Genomic DNA, 13,472 nt, shown 5'->3' on the forward strand with positions numbered 1-13,472 from the left:
TATTCGTTAGTGAGGATACGCTATGAGCGAACATATGCACCGCCATAATAAGGAAGGCCCTTGTCATTTTTCATTGATGTCGCTTTCCGCCTCTAAGCGTCTGGGGCTAGTAACTCTGCCGCTACTGGCATTATGGGGGTTGGTGTTCTGGGCAGGGGGCTGGCCGCTATGAGCGAGCGCGTCCCTTCACGCTTGCAGCTACACGATTTGCACCTTGCCCAGGGGCGCCGCACAGTGTTGGAGCATGTGGATGGCGAATTTAGTCCCGGCGCCATCACCGCCCTGATTGGCGCCAACGGCGCCGGCAAAAGTACGCTTATTCAAGCCATTATGGGAGAGCTGCGCCCGATCAGCGGCAAGGTGGTTTGCACGGTTGATAAAGCACGCCGGGCATGGCTACCCCAACAGCTGGCCTTGGATCTCACCTTTCCAATGAGTGTAGAGGAGTTGGTGATGACCGGCAGTTGGCCAAGCCATGGTTCTTTAAAGGGGTACTGCGCGGCTCATTACCGTAAAGGCCGCGAGATCATGGCCCGCCTGGGCATTTCACACCTGGCTCACCGCCCACTAGGGGAGCTTTCTGGTGGGCAGCGCCAGCGGGCGCTGATTGGCCGTACTTTAATGCAGGAGGCCGAGCTGCTCCTGCTGGATGAGCCATTCGCCAATGTGGATAGCGATACCGTCGATATTTTGATTCGTATTTTGCGGCAGATGGCTGATGAGGGCGTGACAATTATCATTGTGCTCCATGACATGGATCATTTGCGCCGCCTGGCAGATGAAGTGTTGATGCTTAGTGGTGGTCATGCCCGCTGGGTCGCACCAAGCTCGCTTAGTCACCAGCATTCATCTGCACAGATAGTGCCGTTCACTCTGGGAGGACGTTATGCTGGCACTGCTTGATGCGTGGTTATTGGCACCGTTTGATTATGGCTTTATGCGTCGCGCAGTGGTGGGTGGCTTGGCACTTTCGCTAGCGGCACCCCCGCTTGGCGTGTTTTTGGTGTTAAGGGGCATGAGCCTGATTGGCGATGCCATGGCCCACGCGATATTGCCTGGCGTAGCCCTGGGCTTTTTGTTGGCAGGGTTTTCGCTGCCGGTAATGAGCATGGGAGGGGTGCTGTTTGGCCTTTTGGTCGCATTGCTGGCAGGGGCTGTTTCAAAAATGGGTGGCCAGCGGGAAGACGCCGCCATGGCAAGCTTTTTTATTATCTCGCTGGCCGCAGGGGTGTTATTGATCTCTATCGGCGGCAGCAGCGTAGATCTCACTCATGTGCTGTTTGGCTCGATTCTGGCCATTAACTCGACCGCGCTGCTGCTGATTGCCTCTATTAGCACGCTCATTGTGGTGACACTGGCCTTTATTTTCCGTGCACTGGTGGTGGAGTGTTTGGACCCATTATTTTTACGCGGCCAAAGCCGCCGCAGTGGCTGGGTTCACAGCGTTTTCTTAGGGCTGCTGGTACTTAATTTAACTGCTGGCTTCCAAACGCTAGGCACGCTGATGGCGGTAGGGTTAATGATGCTACCCGCCACGTCCGCACGATTTTGGAGTAAACGCCTGGAAGGCTTGATTGGTATTGCCATTGTACTGGCAATGGTGGCAAGCACGGGCGGCCTCTTGCTGTCGTTCCACCTGGATATTCCCTCTGGGCCAAGCATCATTTTACTGGCCGGCACAGGATACCTTTTTTCAGCCCTGTGCGGCCGCTACCACAGCCTGACCGCCAAGCTGAGGCGTAAAACATCGCCGCTGGCTCTGGAACAGGAACCATAACCCCTGCTTTTTAAATCGTTAAGGAGTGTTTGCATGTCGTTATCCTCTTCATCACGCTGGTTGGTCGGTATTGCTGCCATGCTGGCGCTGCCTGCTGCTATTGCCAATGAGCGCATCCAGGTCGTCACCAGCTTTTCTATTCTGGCGGATATGGCCGAAAACATTGGTGGAGAGCACGTTGCGGTCACATCACTTGTAGGCCCAGATAGCGACGCCCATGTGTACTCTCCCCGTCCTGGTGATGCCCGCGCATTGGCGGGTGCCGATGTAGTGGTTTTTAATGGCCTGCTGTTTGAGGGCTGGATGGAGCGCCTGATTGAGTCAAGCGATTACTCAGGGGCCTTGGTTACCGCTACCGATGGTATTGATACGCTTTCATATGCAAGCCACGACCACGACCACCATGATCATAGCCATGGGCGTGATGATGACCACGGGCATGGCGATGACGACCCACATGCGTGGCAGGATATGGCCCAAGCCAGGACATATGTGGCCAACATTCGGGATGGACTGATTGAAGCGGACAGCGCAAATGCCAACACTTACCAGGCAAATGCAGAGCGCTACTTAGCTGAAATAGTCGAAGTGGATGCTGAAATTCGTGCTTTGATCAGCGAAATACCGGCCTCTGCAAGCGTGATTACAGGGCATAACTCGTTTGGCTACTTCTCTAACGCCTACGGAGTGAATTTCCTCTCCCCAGTTGGTCTTTCCACTGAAGCCGACCCCAGTGGTGCCAGCATGGCCGCCCTGGTAGACGTGATTGAGCAGGAAAATGTTCAAGCACTGTTTCATGAAAACATGACCAACCAGTCGATCATTGTACAACTGGCCGAAGAGACTGGCCTGCCCATTGCAGGCACGCTGTATGCCGACGCGTTAGCCCGCGAAGGAGAAGCCAGTACTTATCTCGGTATGATGCGCCACAATGCCAAGGTACTGCATGATGCTCTGGGTGAGCCGGAGCATAGCGACCACGACCACGACCACGACCACGACCACGACCACGACCACGACCACAGTGAGCATACCCACTAAACGAGCTTTGCAAAACGTCTGGCGCTCATGAAGTACGAGCGTACCGCTGGATGGCCATGGAAGGTCATCAGCCCTTGGTTCTTTCGGCTCAGGCTTCGGCCACCGCAGCCATCAGCCACTCGCGAAAACTGGTCATGGCCTGAGTTTCTGTACGCGACTGTAAGCGTGTCAGCCAATACCCTCCCAAGCTGACAGCGGTATCGAACGGCTGGACCAGTGCACCACTACTTAACTGACGCGAAAACATCTGTGTTGGCGACAACGCTACCCCTGCCCCTTGCAGCGCGGCTTCCATCATGGCAATTGAAGAGTCAAAAACTATACTTTTCGTTGCTGGCAGGCTACGTGGCAGTCCGGCGGCTAATAACCACTCGGTCCATTCATCGGCGCGATAAGAGCGGAGCCAGGTTTCACCCAGCACATCGGCGGGTGTTTTCAGTCGTGCCGCAATAGCGGGAATACACATCACTGATAGCGTAGCAGGCAGCAGTGGCTGTGCGACAAGGCCGTGCCAGGCCCCGGAACCGAAACGAATCGCAAAATCTAGCCCCTCTGCGGCAATATCGGTGCGGTTATTGTGGGTGGAAAGGCGCAAATCGACAAACGGATACTGCTCGTGGAAGTCTTTTAGGCGGGGTAATAACCAGCCAATAGCAAAGGTTCCCACAACACCTACGTTTAAGACCTCGCGGTAGCGGCTCTCACCGAGCCGTTCAAGTATGTGCGAAATCTGATCAAACGCATTGTTCAGTACCGGGAGCAGCAACTCTCCCTCTTGGGTAAGCATCAGTCCACGTGGTAGCCGCGTGAACAATGGCACCTTGAGCTGCTGTTCGAGTAGCTTAACCTGATGACTCACCGCTGCCTGCGTTACACAAAGCTCGTCCGCTGCACGTGTAAAACTCAAATGCCGAGCAGAGACTTCAAAGGCGCGTAATGCTTTCAGCGGCAGATAGGGATGCGTCATCCATAACCCCAAATTTTTCTAATGGCTCGTACAAAATAACACCGTTTGTCAGTTCAAACAGCGCACCTTAATTTAAGCGGCTGCACATGCCCTCAGCGCTATGCAGTTAATGAAAAGGCCATGCATCACCACGGGCATCATGTCACTACATCGTCATAGGATCGAAGCATGAAAAAGATGTTCGCAACCAACTGCGGTCTGATCATCGCAGGCTCTTTGTTTTTTAGTAGTTTTGCCGGGGCTACTGAAGCACAGGATAGCGCACGTATTGAAGCAGTGGTGGAAAGCACGATCGTCCCCATGATGTCGGAGCACCACATCCCAGGTATGGCAATCGCACTCAGTGTTAATGGAGCACAGTATTACTTTAATTATGGGCTTGCAGATCAAGAGGGTAATATTCCCGTAACGGCTGATACCCTGTTTGAGCTTGGCTCCGTTAGCAAGGTATTCACCGCCGCACTGGCAGCGTATGCCCAATCCAGCGGTACACTTTCGTTTTCAGATACCGCCAGCCAACATCTCCCCAGTCTCGAAGGCAGCGCCTTTGATGAAATCACCCTGCTGGAGCTTGGCACCTACACAGCTGGAGGCCTCCCGTTACAGTTCCCGGAAGACGTGACAAACAAAGAGGAGATGATGGACTACTATCGCCACTGGCAGCCGGACTTCCCCCCAGGGAACCACCGGTTGTACTCCAACCCCAGTATTGGCCTGTTCGGCTATTTGGCGGCCCAAAGCCTGGGGCAGCCCTTCGAGACATTGATGGCAAGCCAGATCTTTGCTCCTTTGGGGCTGGAGCATAGCTACTATGCAGTACCCGAGTCCCAACAGGCGAACTATGCTTACGGTTACTCGAAAGATAATGTCCCCATCAGGGTAAACCCAGGCGTGTTGGATGCTGAGGCCTACGGATTAAAGGCAACCGCAGCGGATGTTCTGGCCTTTATTGAAGCGCAGATGGCGGAAGCCGTAGCAGTAGAACCTCTGCACCAGGCGTTGGCAACCACCCGAATGGGTTACGTTGGCCTAGGCGGTATGGTTCAGGGGCTGGGGTGGGAAAGTTATGACTATCCGGTAAGTCTTGATCAGCTCCTGGAAGGTAATTCAGTTGAGGTCGTCCTGGAAGCCAATCAAGTGGAACGCTTTGAACCACCGCTCCCCTCCAGAGAAGAGGCACTGTTCAACAAAACCGGCTCGACCAACGGCTTTGGTGCTTATGTGGCGTTTGTGCCCAGCCAGCAGGTAGGCATCGCCCTGCTGGCAAACCGAAACTATCCGAATCAGGCACGCATTCAGGCAGCACACCACATCCTGACAGCGCTAGACAAGACACACTAAGAGGCGCCGCCTACGGGCGATACTTTTTTGCGTTGCATTTTTGCCTAGGGATAAGGAGACTTGGCTACGTCGTTCTGTCCACTGCAAAGAGCCAACGCCATGCGCCTGAATGCCGATTTTAGCCACTTTGCCTGTGTTACGCCCGAGCAGTACCAATGGGTTGCCTCCCCGAGCGCGGGTGTGGAGCGTATGATGCTGGACCGTATTGGCGATGAAGTCGCCAGGGCCACAAGCCTGGTGCGCTATGCGCCCAATAGCCAGTTTAGCCACCATATTCATGGCGGCGGTGAAGAGATTTTAGTGCTTGAAGGCGTGTTCGCCGATGAACATGGCCGCTACCCGGCAGGGAGTTACCTACGCAACCCGATTGGTACTGGCCATACACCGCAAATAGGCGAAGAGGGAGCATTAATTCTCGTCAAACTGTACCAGTTTGATCAAAACGACCTGCTCCGACTCGCCATTCCCGCCCACCGTTTACCTTGGCAGCCCGATAGGCGTCCTGGCATCAGCTACAAAATGCTGCACACCTTTGGTCAGGAGCGGGTAAGCCTGGAACGCTGGGAAGCCGGGGTGCAGGTTACTTACCCCATCCTCGGTGGAGGGTTGGAAATCTTGATACTAGAAGGTTCGCTACAGGATAACGGCATCGAGTACCTCAAGGGAAGCTGGTGCCGTTATCCCGCAGGCGCAGCGCCTCAGCTTCAGGCAGGTAGTGATGGAGTACAGCTATACCTGAAGCGAGGACATTTGGCAGCAGTTAGCCAGCCAGACCAATAAACGGAATCAGCGTCACCAGCACAATCATGACAACCGCAGCCAGTACCAGAATGACTTGAAGAGGATGCGCGGCTAAACGGCGCCATAATGTTGGCGCCTCTCCTCTCGATACGGCTTCGTCGTGCTCACGACGCGCCTGGGCTTGACGCTTCGTCTGGTACTCGGCCAGAGTGGCCTCTGCGGCTTCCTTTTGCTGTGGGTTGCGCAGCCAGATGGCATCAACGCCTAACCGAAAAAAACCTGCATGGGTTTCATAGACATCAAAGCCCTGCTCGTCCAGTAGTTGGCGAACCTCTAACGCTTCTTCATCCGTCACATGGCGAAGCCTAAACAGCAAATGTGCCATGATCAATCGCCCATTGCCGCGAGAAGATCTGCCTGAATCACTTCAATCCAGTAACCATCGGGGTCTTTGACAAAAATAACATCTTTCATTTTGCCCTGATCCGCACGCTTCACGAAGGTTACCCCATGCTCATCAAACCACGCTTGGGCGGCACTTAAATCGGGTACGCTAAAGCAAATGTGTCCGAAGCCCTGAGGCTCGGCATTACCATCGTGGTAGGCAAAATCTGGCTGGCTCTCCGTTCCCCAGTTATGGGTCAGCTCCAGTAGTCCTTTTTGGCTGAATGTCCAGGTAGTACGGGCCTGGGGGTCTTCTGGCACGCTCTCATCGGCTTCAACATTGGCCAGGAAATAGAGCGAGAACTGCATCTCTTCAAAATCCAGGCGGCGCAGCACTTGCATACCAAACACTCGTGAATAAAAGGCCAGCGCACGCTCAGGGTCTTTCACGCGCAGCATCAGATGGTTTAAGCGAAACCCTTGTGTTTGTGGTGCAACGGGGGCAACGCCTGGATGCTGTTCACCTTGGAAACTCATGGCTATTTTCCTCTATTGAGCGTGGAGACTTTGACGAAGTTGATACTTTGTACAAGGCTTTAAACTACTTTCCTATGGATGGGCAGCGCCTCGGTTACTTGATATTTACCATGAGGGCGGCTGCTGGATAATTCCAGCCTTAGCGTACAAGGAGGTTATATGTCACGTGACCGTAATGTATGGGGTGAACCGCTAACGCCCTGCTGCCATACACCAAAAACCGGTTTTTACCGCGATGGTTTTTGTCGTGTGGGACCAGATGATATCAGCGTTCACTCCGTATGCGCCGTCGTTACCGCAGAGTTTTTGGCATTTTCAAAAGCCCAGGGTACTGACCTGCTAACACCGCGCCCGGCGTTTGGCTTTCCTGGCTTACAAGCGGGCGATCGTTGGTGTTTATGCGCCAGCCGATGGCAGCAGGCGGAAGCCGTGGGCCTGGCACCGCCGGTTATCTTGTCGGGCACTAATGAGAAAACCTTGGAAGTCATTCCATTGGTGATACTGCAACAACATGCGCTGGATGCTGTGCACTGAGCGAACCTGATCAGGGCCAACCAACCACGCTTTACATCTGTCCTCAAGACACGGATAGTAAGCCCACGACAGGGGCGCCATACCGATGGCTGAGAAGCACCCTTTGAACCTGAACCGGCTAATACCGGCGTAGGGAGTCGTGGTGCCCCTATCACCACCTCCCTGCCGGGAGGATGTTATGACGCTACGCTCCTTTAATGAGCACCCATTAGGCGACTATCTTGTTGCGCTGCGCGCAATGACCCCCTTGGTTCACTGCATAACCAACTACGTGGCCATGAACAGTACCGCCAACCTGTTGCTCGCCACGGGCGCGTCCCCTGCGATGCTGCATGCGAAAGAGGAAGCAGCCGAGTTTGCGGCTATTTCCTGTGCGCTTGCCATCAATATTGGCACCATATCGACCCCCTGGGCGGAAGCCATGCTCATGGCCACCAGCACGGCCAATCGCCAAGGGATTCCCTGGGTACTGGACCCGGTCGCCGTGGGCGCTACTCATTTTCGGCAAACACTGTGCGCCAAGCTGCTGCCACACCAGCCAACGGTTATCCGTGGCAACTCATCAGAAATTCTGACCCTAAATGGCCTAAGCAGCCAAGGGCGCGGCGTTGACACCACGGCAAGCACCCAAGACACAAGCGCGACCACCGCAGCGGTGGCACTTGCCCGACAACATCGCTGCATCGTGGCAATGACAGGCCAGAAAGATTTTATTACCAACGGCACCAACCACTACTACCTAAAGGGTGGACATGCACTGATGCCGCGGATCACGGCTTTGGGCTGTGGCCTAAGCGCGCTGGTGGCAGGATTTGTAGCAGCTGAAAAGGCACACCCTTTTGAAGCATGTATCGCTGCGCTGGCCTGTTTTGCGGTTGCGGGCAGTCAGGCAGGGCAATACGCCACAGGGCCGGGCAGCTTTGAGGTAGCACTATTGGATGCGCTCTACCAGCTTACTCCCAACAACCTATCGACCCTAGCTCAGTTGGAGGCGGTGCATGCCGTTTGATCTATCGCTTTACCTCATCACCGATGCCGAACTATGCCGCGACTATGGCCTTGAACAGACCGTGGAAGCGGCGATACAGGGGGGGGTCACCATCGTTCAACTACGCGATAAACACGCCAGCGATGAGCAGATGATTGCCCAGGCCAAGCGCTTAAAAGGGCTGCTTGCTGGCAGTGGGGTTCCTCTGATTATCAATGACCGCCTAAGCGTCGCCGTAGCCAGCCAGGCTGATGGCCTGCACGTCGGACAAAGTGACATGGCCGTTCAAGAGGCCCGTCAAGCCTTGGGTGAAGATGCCATTATTGGCCTGTCGATCAATACACCAGAGCAATTGCAGGCAGCACCCATGGCGCTGCTGGACTACGTGGGCCTGGGGCCGGTCTTCGCAACGGTCACCAAGCACGACCACGCTCAGCCGATTGGCTTTAAGGGGCTGGCGACACTGGCCAGGGTATGCCCGCTGCCCAGCGTAGCGATTGGGGGCTTAAAAGCGGAGCATACTGAGCATGTTAAAGCCGCCGGAGCCCAAGGCCTTGCGGTGATTTCCGCCATTTGCGGCCAGCCAGACCCGTGCGCGGCCGCACAGGCCTTTGTCGCCACATAATCCCACTCCACGTACGAACGGGTTAGCGGTACCCGCATGAAGCGATGAGTAGCAGCGTTAGCAAGCGCCCTAACGTCAAGCACCTGTGCTGGTCATGTCTTAGCTGATGGCTACACCTAATGAACGGGGCTGAGCCACTCTGGAAGGTGTGAGATCGCGCATCAATAATGCAAACTCAAGCTGGTCAGAGTGGATAGCATCGCCCGGTAGCGGGATGCGAACCCGATGCCCTGAGCCGGGCGCGGCGCACTGAGACTCGCCGCGCCCGTTCTCAATATACTTAAGCATAAAACGGCGGTTACCGCCGGGGAGCATCAGCTCCATGCTGTCACCTACCTCAAAGCGGTTCTTTACTTCTATATCCAGTTGCCCGCGGGCTACATCGTAACCGAGCACATCACCTACAAACTGCTGATGTACGCCGATAGAGTGACCTCGCTCGTAATTCTGGAACTCATCGTGTACATGACGACGATAAAAGCCTTCGGTATAGCCTCGGTTCGCTAGGTTTTCGAGCTCATCCATCAGGTTCATATCAAAGGGTCGGCCAGCAACGGCATCATCGATTGCCCGTCGATACACCTGGGCTGTGCGCGCCACGTAGTAATGGGACTTGGTGCGCCCCTCAATTTTCAGTGATGCCACCCCCATTTCCGCCAGACGCGCGACGTGCTGTACGGCGCGAAGATCTTTGGAATTCATGATGTAGGTACCATGCTCATCTTCATAGACGGGCATCAGCTTCCCAGGCCGAGTGACATCTTCAATCAGTGCGGAGAGTTCGTCCTGCCCTTGCATCGACACACCACGGCCTTCTGCAGCGGGCACCAGATCACCCGTATCGTCATGTGCCGCTGCCACGGTGTTATATTTCCAGCGGCATGCATTGGTACAGGTGCCTTGGTTGGGGTCGCGATGATTGAAATAGCCAGACAGTAGGCAACGCCCTGAATAGGCAATGCAGAGCGCACCATGCACAAAGGTTTCGATCTCTAAGCCCTGGCACTCAGCACCTATCTCCGCAATCTCATCCAGAGAGAGTTCACGGGACAAAATGATGCGGCTAACTCCCTGGCGCTGCCAGAACTTAGCCGCCGCCCAGTTCACCACATTTGCCTGCACCGACAGATGAATCACCTGTTCAGGCCAACGCTCCCGGATCATCATTATCAAACCAGGATCAGACATAATCAGCGCATCCGGCCCTGCTTCAATCACCGGCTCCATATCCCGCAGGTAGGTTTTCAACTTGCTATTATGGGGTGCAATGTTAGAAGCAACGTAAAACTGCTTACCTCGCGCATGGGCATACTCAATACCACGGTGAAGATTGTTAACATTGAAGTCGTTATTGCGCACTCGCAACGAATAGCGCGGTTGCCCCGCGTAAACGGCATCCGCCCCATAAGCGAAGGCGTAGCGCATATTGTTAAAGGTACCGGCAGGAGAAAGCAGTTCAGGAGCTTGCATAAACAATCACCGTTATCAGGACGATGGCGCGTAATACGCGGTGTTGAAAGGGCCGGATTATAGCCCGCTCAAACACCATGCTTTGGTAAGCCTGCCACTTTGCTGACCTGGATCAACCAGGAAGTATATTCACGCCGTTGGGCGACGTTTTAACGTCGTACGTCGGTCATGGTAAGCGATCGCGAGGCCACTGAGCATGATCAGCGCGCTACCCAACCATACCCATAAGTCGGGCAGCTCACCCCAGAACCACCAACCCAGCAGTATTGCCCAGAGCATGGCGGTATAGTCAAATGGCGCGGCAATCGCGGCGGGGGCATAACGAAACGCCAGCGTTATAAACGCTGTCGCGCCAACGCCCAGCACGCCTGACACCAAAAACCCTAGCCAGTGCCAAGGCTGGGGTGTTTGCCACACCCAGGGCAAGCTAAGCGCCGTTAATATCAGCGGCACCAGAGTCATATAAAATATCATCGCCCACAGGTGCTCACGGGCACCGTAACGGCGGGCGGTAATCATCATTAGCGCATAGAACACCGCCGCTGCTAACACGGTCATGGCACCTAACTGAAACGCATCTCCACCGGGGCGCACCACGATCAGCACTCCCACAAAGCCTGTCAGCGACGCAATTAAAACAGGCAAATCAATCCGCTCACCCAGTAACGGCACAGCCAGTAGCGTGACAAACAATGGCGCCACAAACGCAATAGCAGTGGCCTCCGCCAATGGCAGTAGCGTCAGTCCCCAGACAAAACAGATCATGGTGGCGGTATAAATCAAACCGCGTATCAGGTGCATACCAGGGCGCTTGGTACGCAACTTGCGCAGCCCACCTGAAAAATAGGCCAACAATGCTATCAGCGGCAGTGATACCAGGGTACGGAAGAAAATAATCTGCAATGGAGAATGCACCTCTCCAAGCCACTTCGAAATGGCATCGCCTAACGCCAAAAACAGCACCCCCAGGCACATACTGAGTATGCCTTTCAACGAGGTAGTCATGATGGTCTCCTATACTCGCCGGGTTGCATCAGCCGGACGTTGACAGAGAATAAAAAACCCCGCCAATGGGGCATTGGCGGGGTGATAAAGCGGAACAGCGGTTATAAGCTGGCGTTCACCACCATACAGTCCATGCCCTGGGCCTGGAGCGCCAGACAGGCTTGTCTGGCGCGTGCCTCATCCAGCGCTACCACCCTGGCACGAAAGACCGGCGTTTGGCCTTCCAGAGTATCGATAGCGACCCGGCCGCCCACATCGTTGGGCAATCGCTGAGCCGCCTGCTGGGCGTGCTGCTCAGCCTGGGAGGCTTGACTAAATGCTCCCACCTGAATCCCCCAGCCGCCAATGGGCCTTGGCTCCTGGGTCATGGAAGCCAGTTCACGTTCCCGTTCAATCAATGCCCGTAGAGGGTCTTGTTCAGACACAGCATGGGATTCGTCCTGGTCGACTGAACGAGAAAGCTGCTCTTCAACAACAGCCGCTGCCGTAGCTGAGGAGCGCGTAGTGGTTTCGATACTGGCCATCATCGGGCGACTGGGCGCAGGTTGCTGAACAGGAGGGGGAGACAATGGCTGGGAAGAGCCTGCAAACCCCATAAATTCACGCGAAAAATTGGTATTGGCCAACCATGTTCTCTGGTCACGCAACGAAGCACGGCCAAAGCTACGGTCTAACAGATTAGCCATATGGGTATCACGAGAGGATGCACTAAAGCCACCCATCACCACGGCCACCATACGGCGCCCATCATGCATGGCGGTGGTTGCCACATTAAAACCAGAGGCGCGTATAAAGCCGGTTTTCAAACCATCGGCGCCTGGGTAATCGCGCACCAGGCGGTTATGGCTGGTATGGCGGGTACCCCGGTAAGTGAACTCTTGCAGCCCAAAGTAATGATAGTACTGAGGGAAGTCCTGCATAACACGGACCGACAAGGTCAGCATATCCCGTGCAGTTGTGATCTGCTGATCATCTGGCAGACCGGAAGCATTACGAAAGGTCGTCGCATTCATACCCAGTTCGCGGGCCTTGGCCGTCATCAGATGGGCAAAGCGTTGCTCACTGCCTCCCAGCGCTTCAGCGACAACTACCGCTACATCATTGGCTGAGCGGACAGCCAGAGCACGAATTGCCGTATCCACAGGAATGGTACTACCCGCTGAAAGCCATAGTTTGGTGGCGGGCATAGCAGCCGCCTGGGCAGAAACAGGCAATGCCTGATCCAGGGTCAGCTCACCGTTTTCAATCGCTTCAAACGTGAGGTAAAGCGTCATCATTTTGGTAAGCGAAGCGGGATAACGCGGGTCATCCGCATTCTCAGAGTAGAGTACTTCACCGTTTTCCAGGTCAACCACAATACCGGCATACCGTGGGTTTGCCTGTGCATTGTTAATGGCACCCAGCATTAGCAGGGATAGCATCAGCCACCACAGTGACGCTATTCGCGCATACATTCCCCTTGTTGTCATACATGCCCCTTGCTTATTCGACGTGCTTTAACTGTTCGTTGTCAGCCTGCCAGACTCTATATCACCAGACTAGCACGGTAGCTCGCAAATTAACGCTTCCTGAGGAGTATATAACGTGATGTAAAACAGGCAGACATAAAAAAACCGACCCGGGGGTCGGTTTTCATTGTTGCCTGGAAAGCAGCAGAAATTTACTCTTCTGCCGCTGCTTCTTCAGCAACCGGGCGGTCAACTAGCTCAACGAACGCCATAGGCGCGTTGTCGCCAGTGCGGAAACCGCACTTGAGGATACGGACGTAACCGCCCGGACGCTCGGCGTAACGCGGACCCAGCTCGTTGAACAGTTTGCCGACGGCTTCTTTGGAGCGCGTACGAGCAAATGCCAGACGGCGGTTTGCAACGCTATCCTGCTTGGCCAGGGTGATCAGCGGCTCGATAACGCGACGCAGTTCCTTGGCCTTGGGCAGGGTTGTCTTGATCACTTCATGTTCGACCAGCGAGACAGACATGTTCTTAAACATGGCCTGACGATGCGAGCTGGTGCGATTCAGATGACGACCACTCTTACGATGACGCATGGTTGTAATTCCTTA

At 54.9% G+C, this 13,472-nt stretch carries 16 protein-coding genes and 1 riboswitch; of the genes, 9 read left to right on the plus strand and 7 right to left on the minus strand.

The genetic code is table 11. From position 1 onward, the window contains the following. The first annotated feature begins 22 nt into the window (after positions 1 to 22). From HP566_RS19240 to HP566_RS19255, 4 genes are read left to right on the plus strand one after another with little or no spacing between them, the layout of a single operon-like run. Positions 23 to 172, plus strand: a complete 150-nt coding sequence (locus HP566_RS19240; RefSeq protein ID WP_249978930.1) for a hypothetical protein — start codon at positions 23 to 25, stop codon at positions 170 to 172. After that, positions 169 to 903, plus strand: coding sequence for a metal ABC transporter ATP-binding protein (locus HP566_RS19245; protein ID WP_249978931.1), 735 nt, complete (start codon positions 169 to 171; stop codon positions 901 to 903). Before HP566_RS19240 ends, HP566_RS19245 begins: the two co-directional genes overlap by 4 nt. Next, the gene (locus HP566_RS19250) at positions 887 to 1,777 is read left to right on the plus strand and encodes a metal ABC transporter permease (RefSeq protein WP_249978932.1); all 891 of its coding nucleotides are present in this window, start codon (positions 887 to 889) and stop codon (positions 1,775 to 1,777) included. Before HP566_RS19245 ends, HP566_RS19250 begins: the two co-directional genes overlap by 17 nt. Positions 1,778 to 1,810: 33 nt before the next feature. Further along, positions 1,811 to 2,818 (plus strand): metal ABC transporter solute-binding protein, Zn/Mn family, encoded by a 1,008-nt coding sequence (locus tag HP566_RS19255; RefSeq protein WP_249978933.1) that lies wholly within the window; start codon positions 1,811 to 1,813, stop codon positions 2,816 to 2,818. 88 nt (positions 2,819 to 2,906) lie between these two features. On the opposite strand, the gene HP566_RS19260 is transcribed toward HP566_RS19255, so the two are convergent. After that, entirely contained in the window at positions 2,907 to 3,785 is an 879-nt protein-coding gene (locus HP566_RS19260) for a LysR family transcriptional regulator (RefSeq protein WP_249978934.1), read from the minus strand. A gap of 177 nt (positions 3,786 to 3,962) precedes the next feature. Between HP566_RS19260 and ampC the strand changes: the two genes are divergently transcribed. Next, a complete protein-coding gene (ampC, locus tag HP566_RS19265) occupies positions 3,963 to 5,126 on the plus strand; it encodes a class C beta-lactamase (RefSeq protein ID WP_249979044.1) in 1,164 nt (387 codons plus the stop codon). Positions 5,127 to 5,225: 99 nt separating this feature from the next. Next, positions 5,226 to 5,906, plus strand: a complete 681-nt coding sequence (locus tag HP566_RS19270; RefSeq protein ID WP_249978935.1) for a cupin domain-containing protein — start codon at positions 5,226 to 5,228, stop codon at positions 5,904 to 5,906. Here the strand turns inward: HP566_RS19270 and HP566_RS19275 are convergent. Further along, positions 5,887 to 6,252 (minus strand): DUF6164 family protein, encoded by a 366-nt coding sequence (locus HP566_RS19275; RefSeq protein ID WP_249978936.1) that lies wholly within the window; start codon positions 6,250 to 6,252, stop codon positions 5,887 to 5,889. The genes HP566_RS19270 and HP566_RS19275 overlap by 20 nt on opposite strands. Positions 6,253 to 6,254: 2 nt before the next feature. Continuing rightward, entirely contained in the window at positions 6,255 to 6,788 is a 534-nt protein-coding gene (gene gloA, locus HP566_RS19280; RefSeq protein WP_249978937.1) for a lactoylglutathione lyase, read from the minus strand. Positions 6,789 to 6,947: 159 nt separating this feature from the next. Between gloA and HP566_RS19285 the strand changes: the two genes are divergently transcribed. The 3 genes from HP566_RS19285 to thiE all read left to right on the plus strand — a co-directional run bounded on the left by HP566_RS19285 (position 6,948) and on the right by thiE (position 8,935). After that, complete coding sequence (locus HP566_RS19285; RefSeq protein WP_249978938.1) at positions 6,948 to 7,322, plus strand: DUF2237 family protein; 375 nt, start codon at positions 6,948 to 6,950, stop codon at positions 7,320 to 7,322. A 60-nt stretch (positions 7,323 to 7,382) separates the two neighbouring features. Then, positions 7,383 to 7,475: riboswitch (TPP riboswitch) on the plus strand. Between the two features lie 25 nt (positions 7,476 to 7,500). Then, positions 7,501 to 8,331, plus strand: a complete 831-nt coding sequence (thiM, locus tag HP566_RS19290; RefSeq protein ID WP_249978939.1) for a hydroxyethylthiazole kinase — start codon at positions 7,501 to 7,503, stop codon at positions 8,329 to 8,331. Continuing rightward, the gene (gene thiE / locus HP566_RS19295) at positions 8,321 to 8,935 is read left to right on the plus strand and encodes a thiamine phosphate synthase (RefSeq protein ID WP_249978940.1); all 615 of its coding nucleotides are present in this window, start codon (positions 8,321 to 8,323) and stop codon (positions 8,933 to 8,935) included. The genes thiM and thiE overlap by 11 nt, the downstream gene beginning before the upstream one ends. A 99-nt stretch (positions 8,936 to 9,034) precedes the next feature. On the opposite strand, the gene yegQ is transcribed toward thiE, so the two are convergent. The 4 genes from yegQ to rplQ form a co-directional block, all read right to left on the minus strand. After that, entirely contained in the window at positions 9,035 to 10,405 is a 1,371-nt protein-coding gene (gene yegQ / locus HP566_RS19300) for a tRNA 5-hydroxyuridine modification protein YegQ (protein WP_249978941.1), read from the minus strand. A 129-nt stretch (positions 10,406 to 10,534) separates the two neighbouring features. Further along, positions 10,535 to 11,410 (minus strand): DMT family transporter, encoded by an 876-nt coding sequence (locus HP566_RS19305; RefSeq protein WP_249978942.1) that lies wholly within the window; start codon positions 11,408 to 11,410, stop codon positions 10,535 to 10,537. A gap of 101 nt (positions 11,411 to 11,511) precedes the next feature. Beyond that, positions 11,512 to 12,879 (minus strand): D-alanyl-D-alanine carboxypeptidase family protein, encoded by a 1,368-nt coding sequence (locus HP566_RS19310; RefSeq protein ID WP_249978943.1) that lies wholly within the window; start codon positions 12,877 to 12,879, stop codon positions 11,512 to 11,514. A gap of 191 nt (positions 12,880 to 13,070) precedes the next feature. Then, positions 13,071 to 13,457: a 50S ribosomal protein L17 gene (gene rplQ, locus HP566_RS19315; RefSeq protein ID WP_249978944.1), complete on the minus strand. Its 387-nt coding sequence runs from the start codon at positions 13,455 to 13,457 to the stop codon at positions 13,071 to 13,073. Between the last annotated feature and the right edge of the window lie 15 nt (positions 13,458 to 13,472).

The sequence above is a fragment of the Vreelandella olivaria genome (assembly GCF_023507745.1).
Taxonomy (GTDB): domain Bacteria; phylum Pseudomonadota; class Gammaproteobacteria; order Pseudomonadales; family Halomonadaceae; genus Vreelandella; species Vreelandella olivaria_A.

Excerpts from the sequence above, each read along its gene's own strand:
- HP566_RS19240 (WP_249978930.1), top strand. The coding sequence starts at position 23 with ATGAGCGAACATATGCACCGCCATAATAAGGAAGGCCCTTGTCATTTT.
- yegQ (WP_249978941.1), bottom strand. The coding sequence starts at position 10,405 with ATGCAAGCTCCTGAACTGCTTTCTCCTGCCGGTACCTTTAACAATATG.
- HP566_RS19245 (WP_249978931.1), top strand. The coding sequence starts at position 169 with ATGAGCGAGCGCGTCCCTTCACGCTTGCAGCTACACGATTTGCACCTT.
- thiM (WP_249978939.1), top strand. The coding sequence starts at position 7,501 with ATGACGCTACGCTCCTTTAATGAGCACCCATTAGGCGACTATCTTGTT.
- HP566_RS19285 (WP_249978938.1), top strand. The coding sequence starts at position 6,948 with ATGTCACGTGACCGTAATGTATGGGGTGAACCGCTAACGCCCTGCTGC.
- HP566_RS19255 (WP_249978933.1), top strand. The coding sequence starts at position 1,811 with ATGTCGTTATCCTCTTCATCACGCTGGTTGGTCGGTATTGCTGCCATG.
- rplQ (WP_249978944.1), bottom strand. The coding sequence starts at position 13,457 with ATGCGTCATCGTAAGAGTGGTCGTCATCTGAATCGCACCAGCTCGCAT.
- HP566_RS19250 (WP_249978932.1), top strand. The coding sequence starts at position 887 with ATGCTGGCACTGCTTGATGCGTGGTTATTGGCACCGTTTGATTATGGC.
- thiE (WP_249978940.1), top strand. The coding sequence starts at position 8,321 with ATGCCGTTTGATCTATCGCTTTACCTCATCACCGATGCCGAACTATGC.
- gloA (WP_249978937.1), bottom strand. The coding sequence starts at position 6,788 with ATGAGTTTCCAAGGTGAACAGCATCCAGGCGTTGCCCCCGTTGCACCA.
- HP566_RS19260 (WP_249978934.1), bottom strand. The coding sequence starts at position 3,785 with ATGACGCATCCCTATCTGCCGCTGAAAGCATTACGCGCCTTTGAAGTC.
- ampC (WP_249979044.1), top strand. The coding sequence starts at position 3,963 with ATGTTCGCAACCAACTGCGGTCTGATCATCGCAGGCTCTTTGTTTTTT.
- HP566_RS19310 (WP_249978943.1), bottom strand. The coding sequence starts at position 12,879 with ATGACAACAAGGGGAATGTATGCGCGAATAGCGTCACTGTGGTGGCTG.
- HP566_RS19270 (WP_249978935.1), top strand. The coding sequence starts at position 5,226 with ATGCGCCTGAATGCCGATTTTAGCCACTTTGCCTGTGTTACGCCCGAG.
- HP566_RS19305 (WP_249978942.1), bottom strand. The coding sequence starts at position 11,410 with ATGACTACCTCGTTGAAAGGCATACTCAGTATGTGCCTGGGGGTGCTG.
- HP566_RS19275 (WP_249978936.1), bottom strand. The coding sequence starts at position 6,252 with ATGGCACATTTGCTGTTTAGGCTTCGCCATGTGACGGATGAAGAAGCG.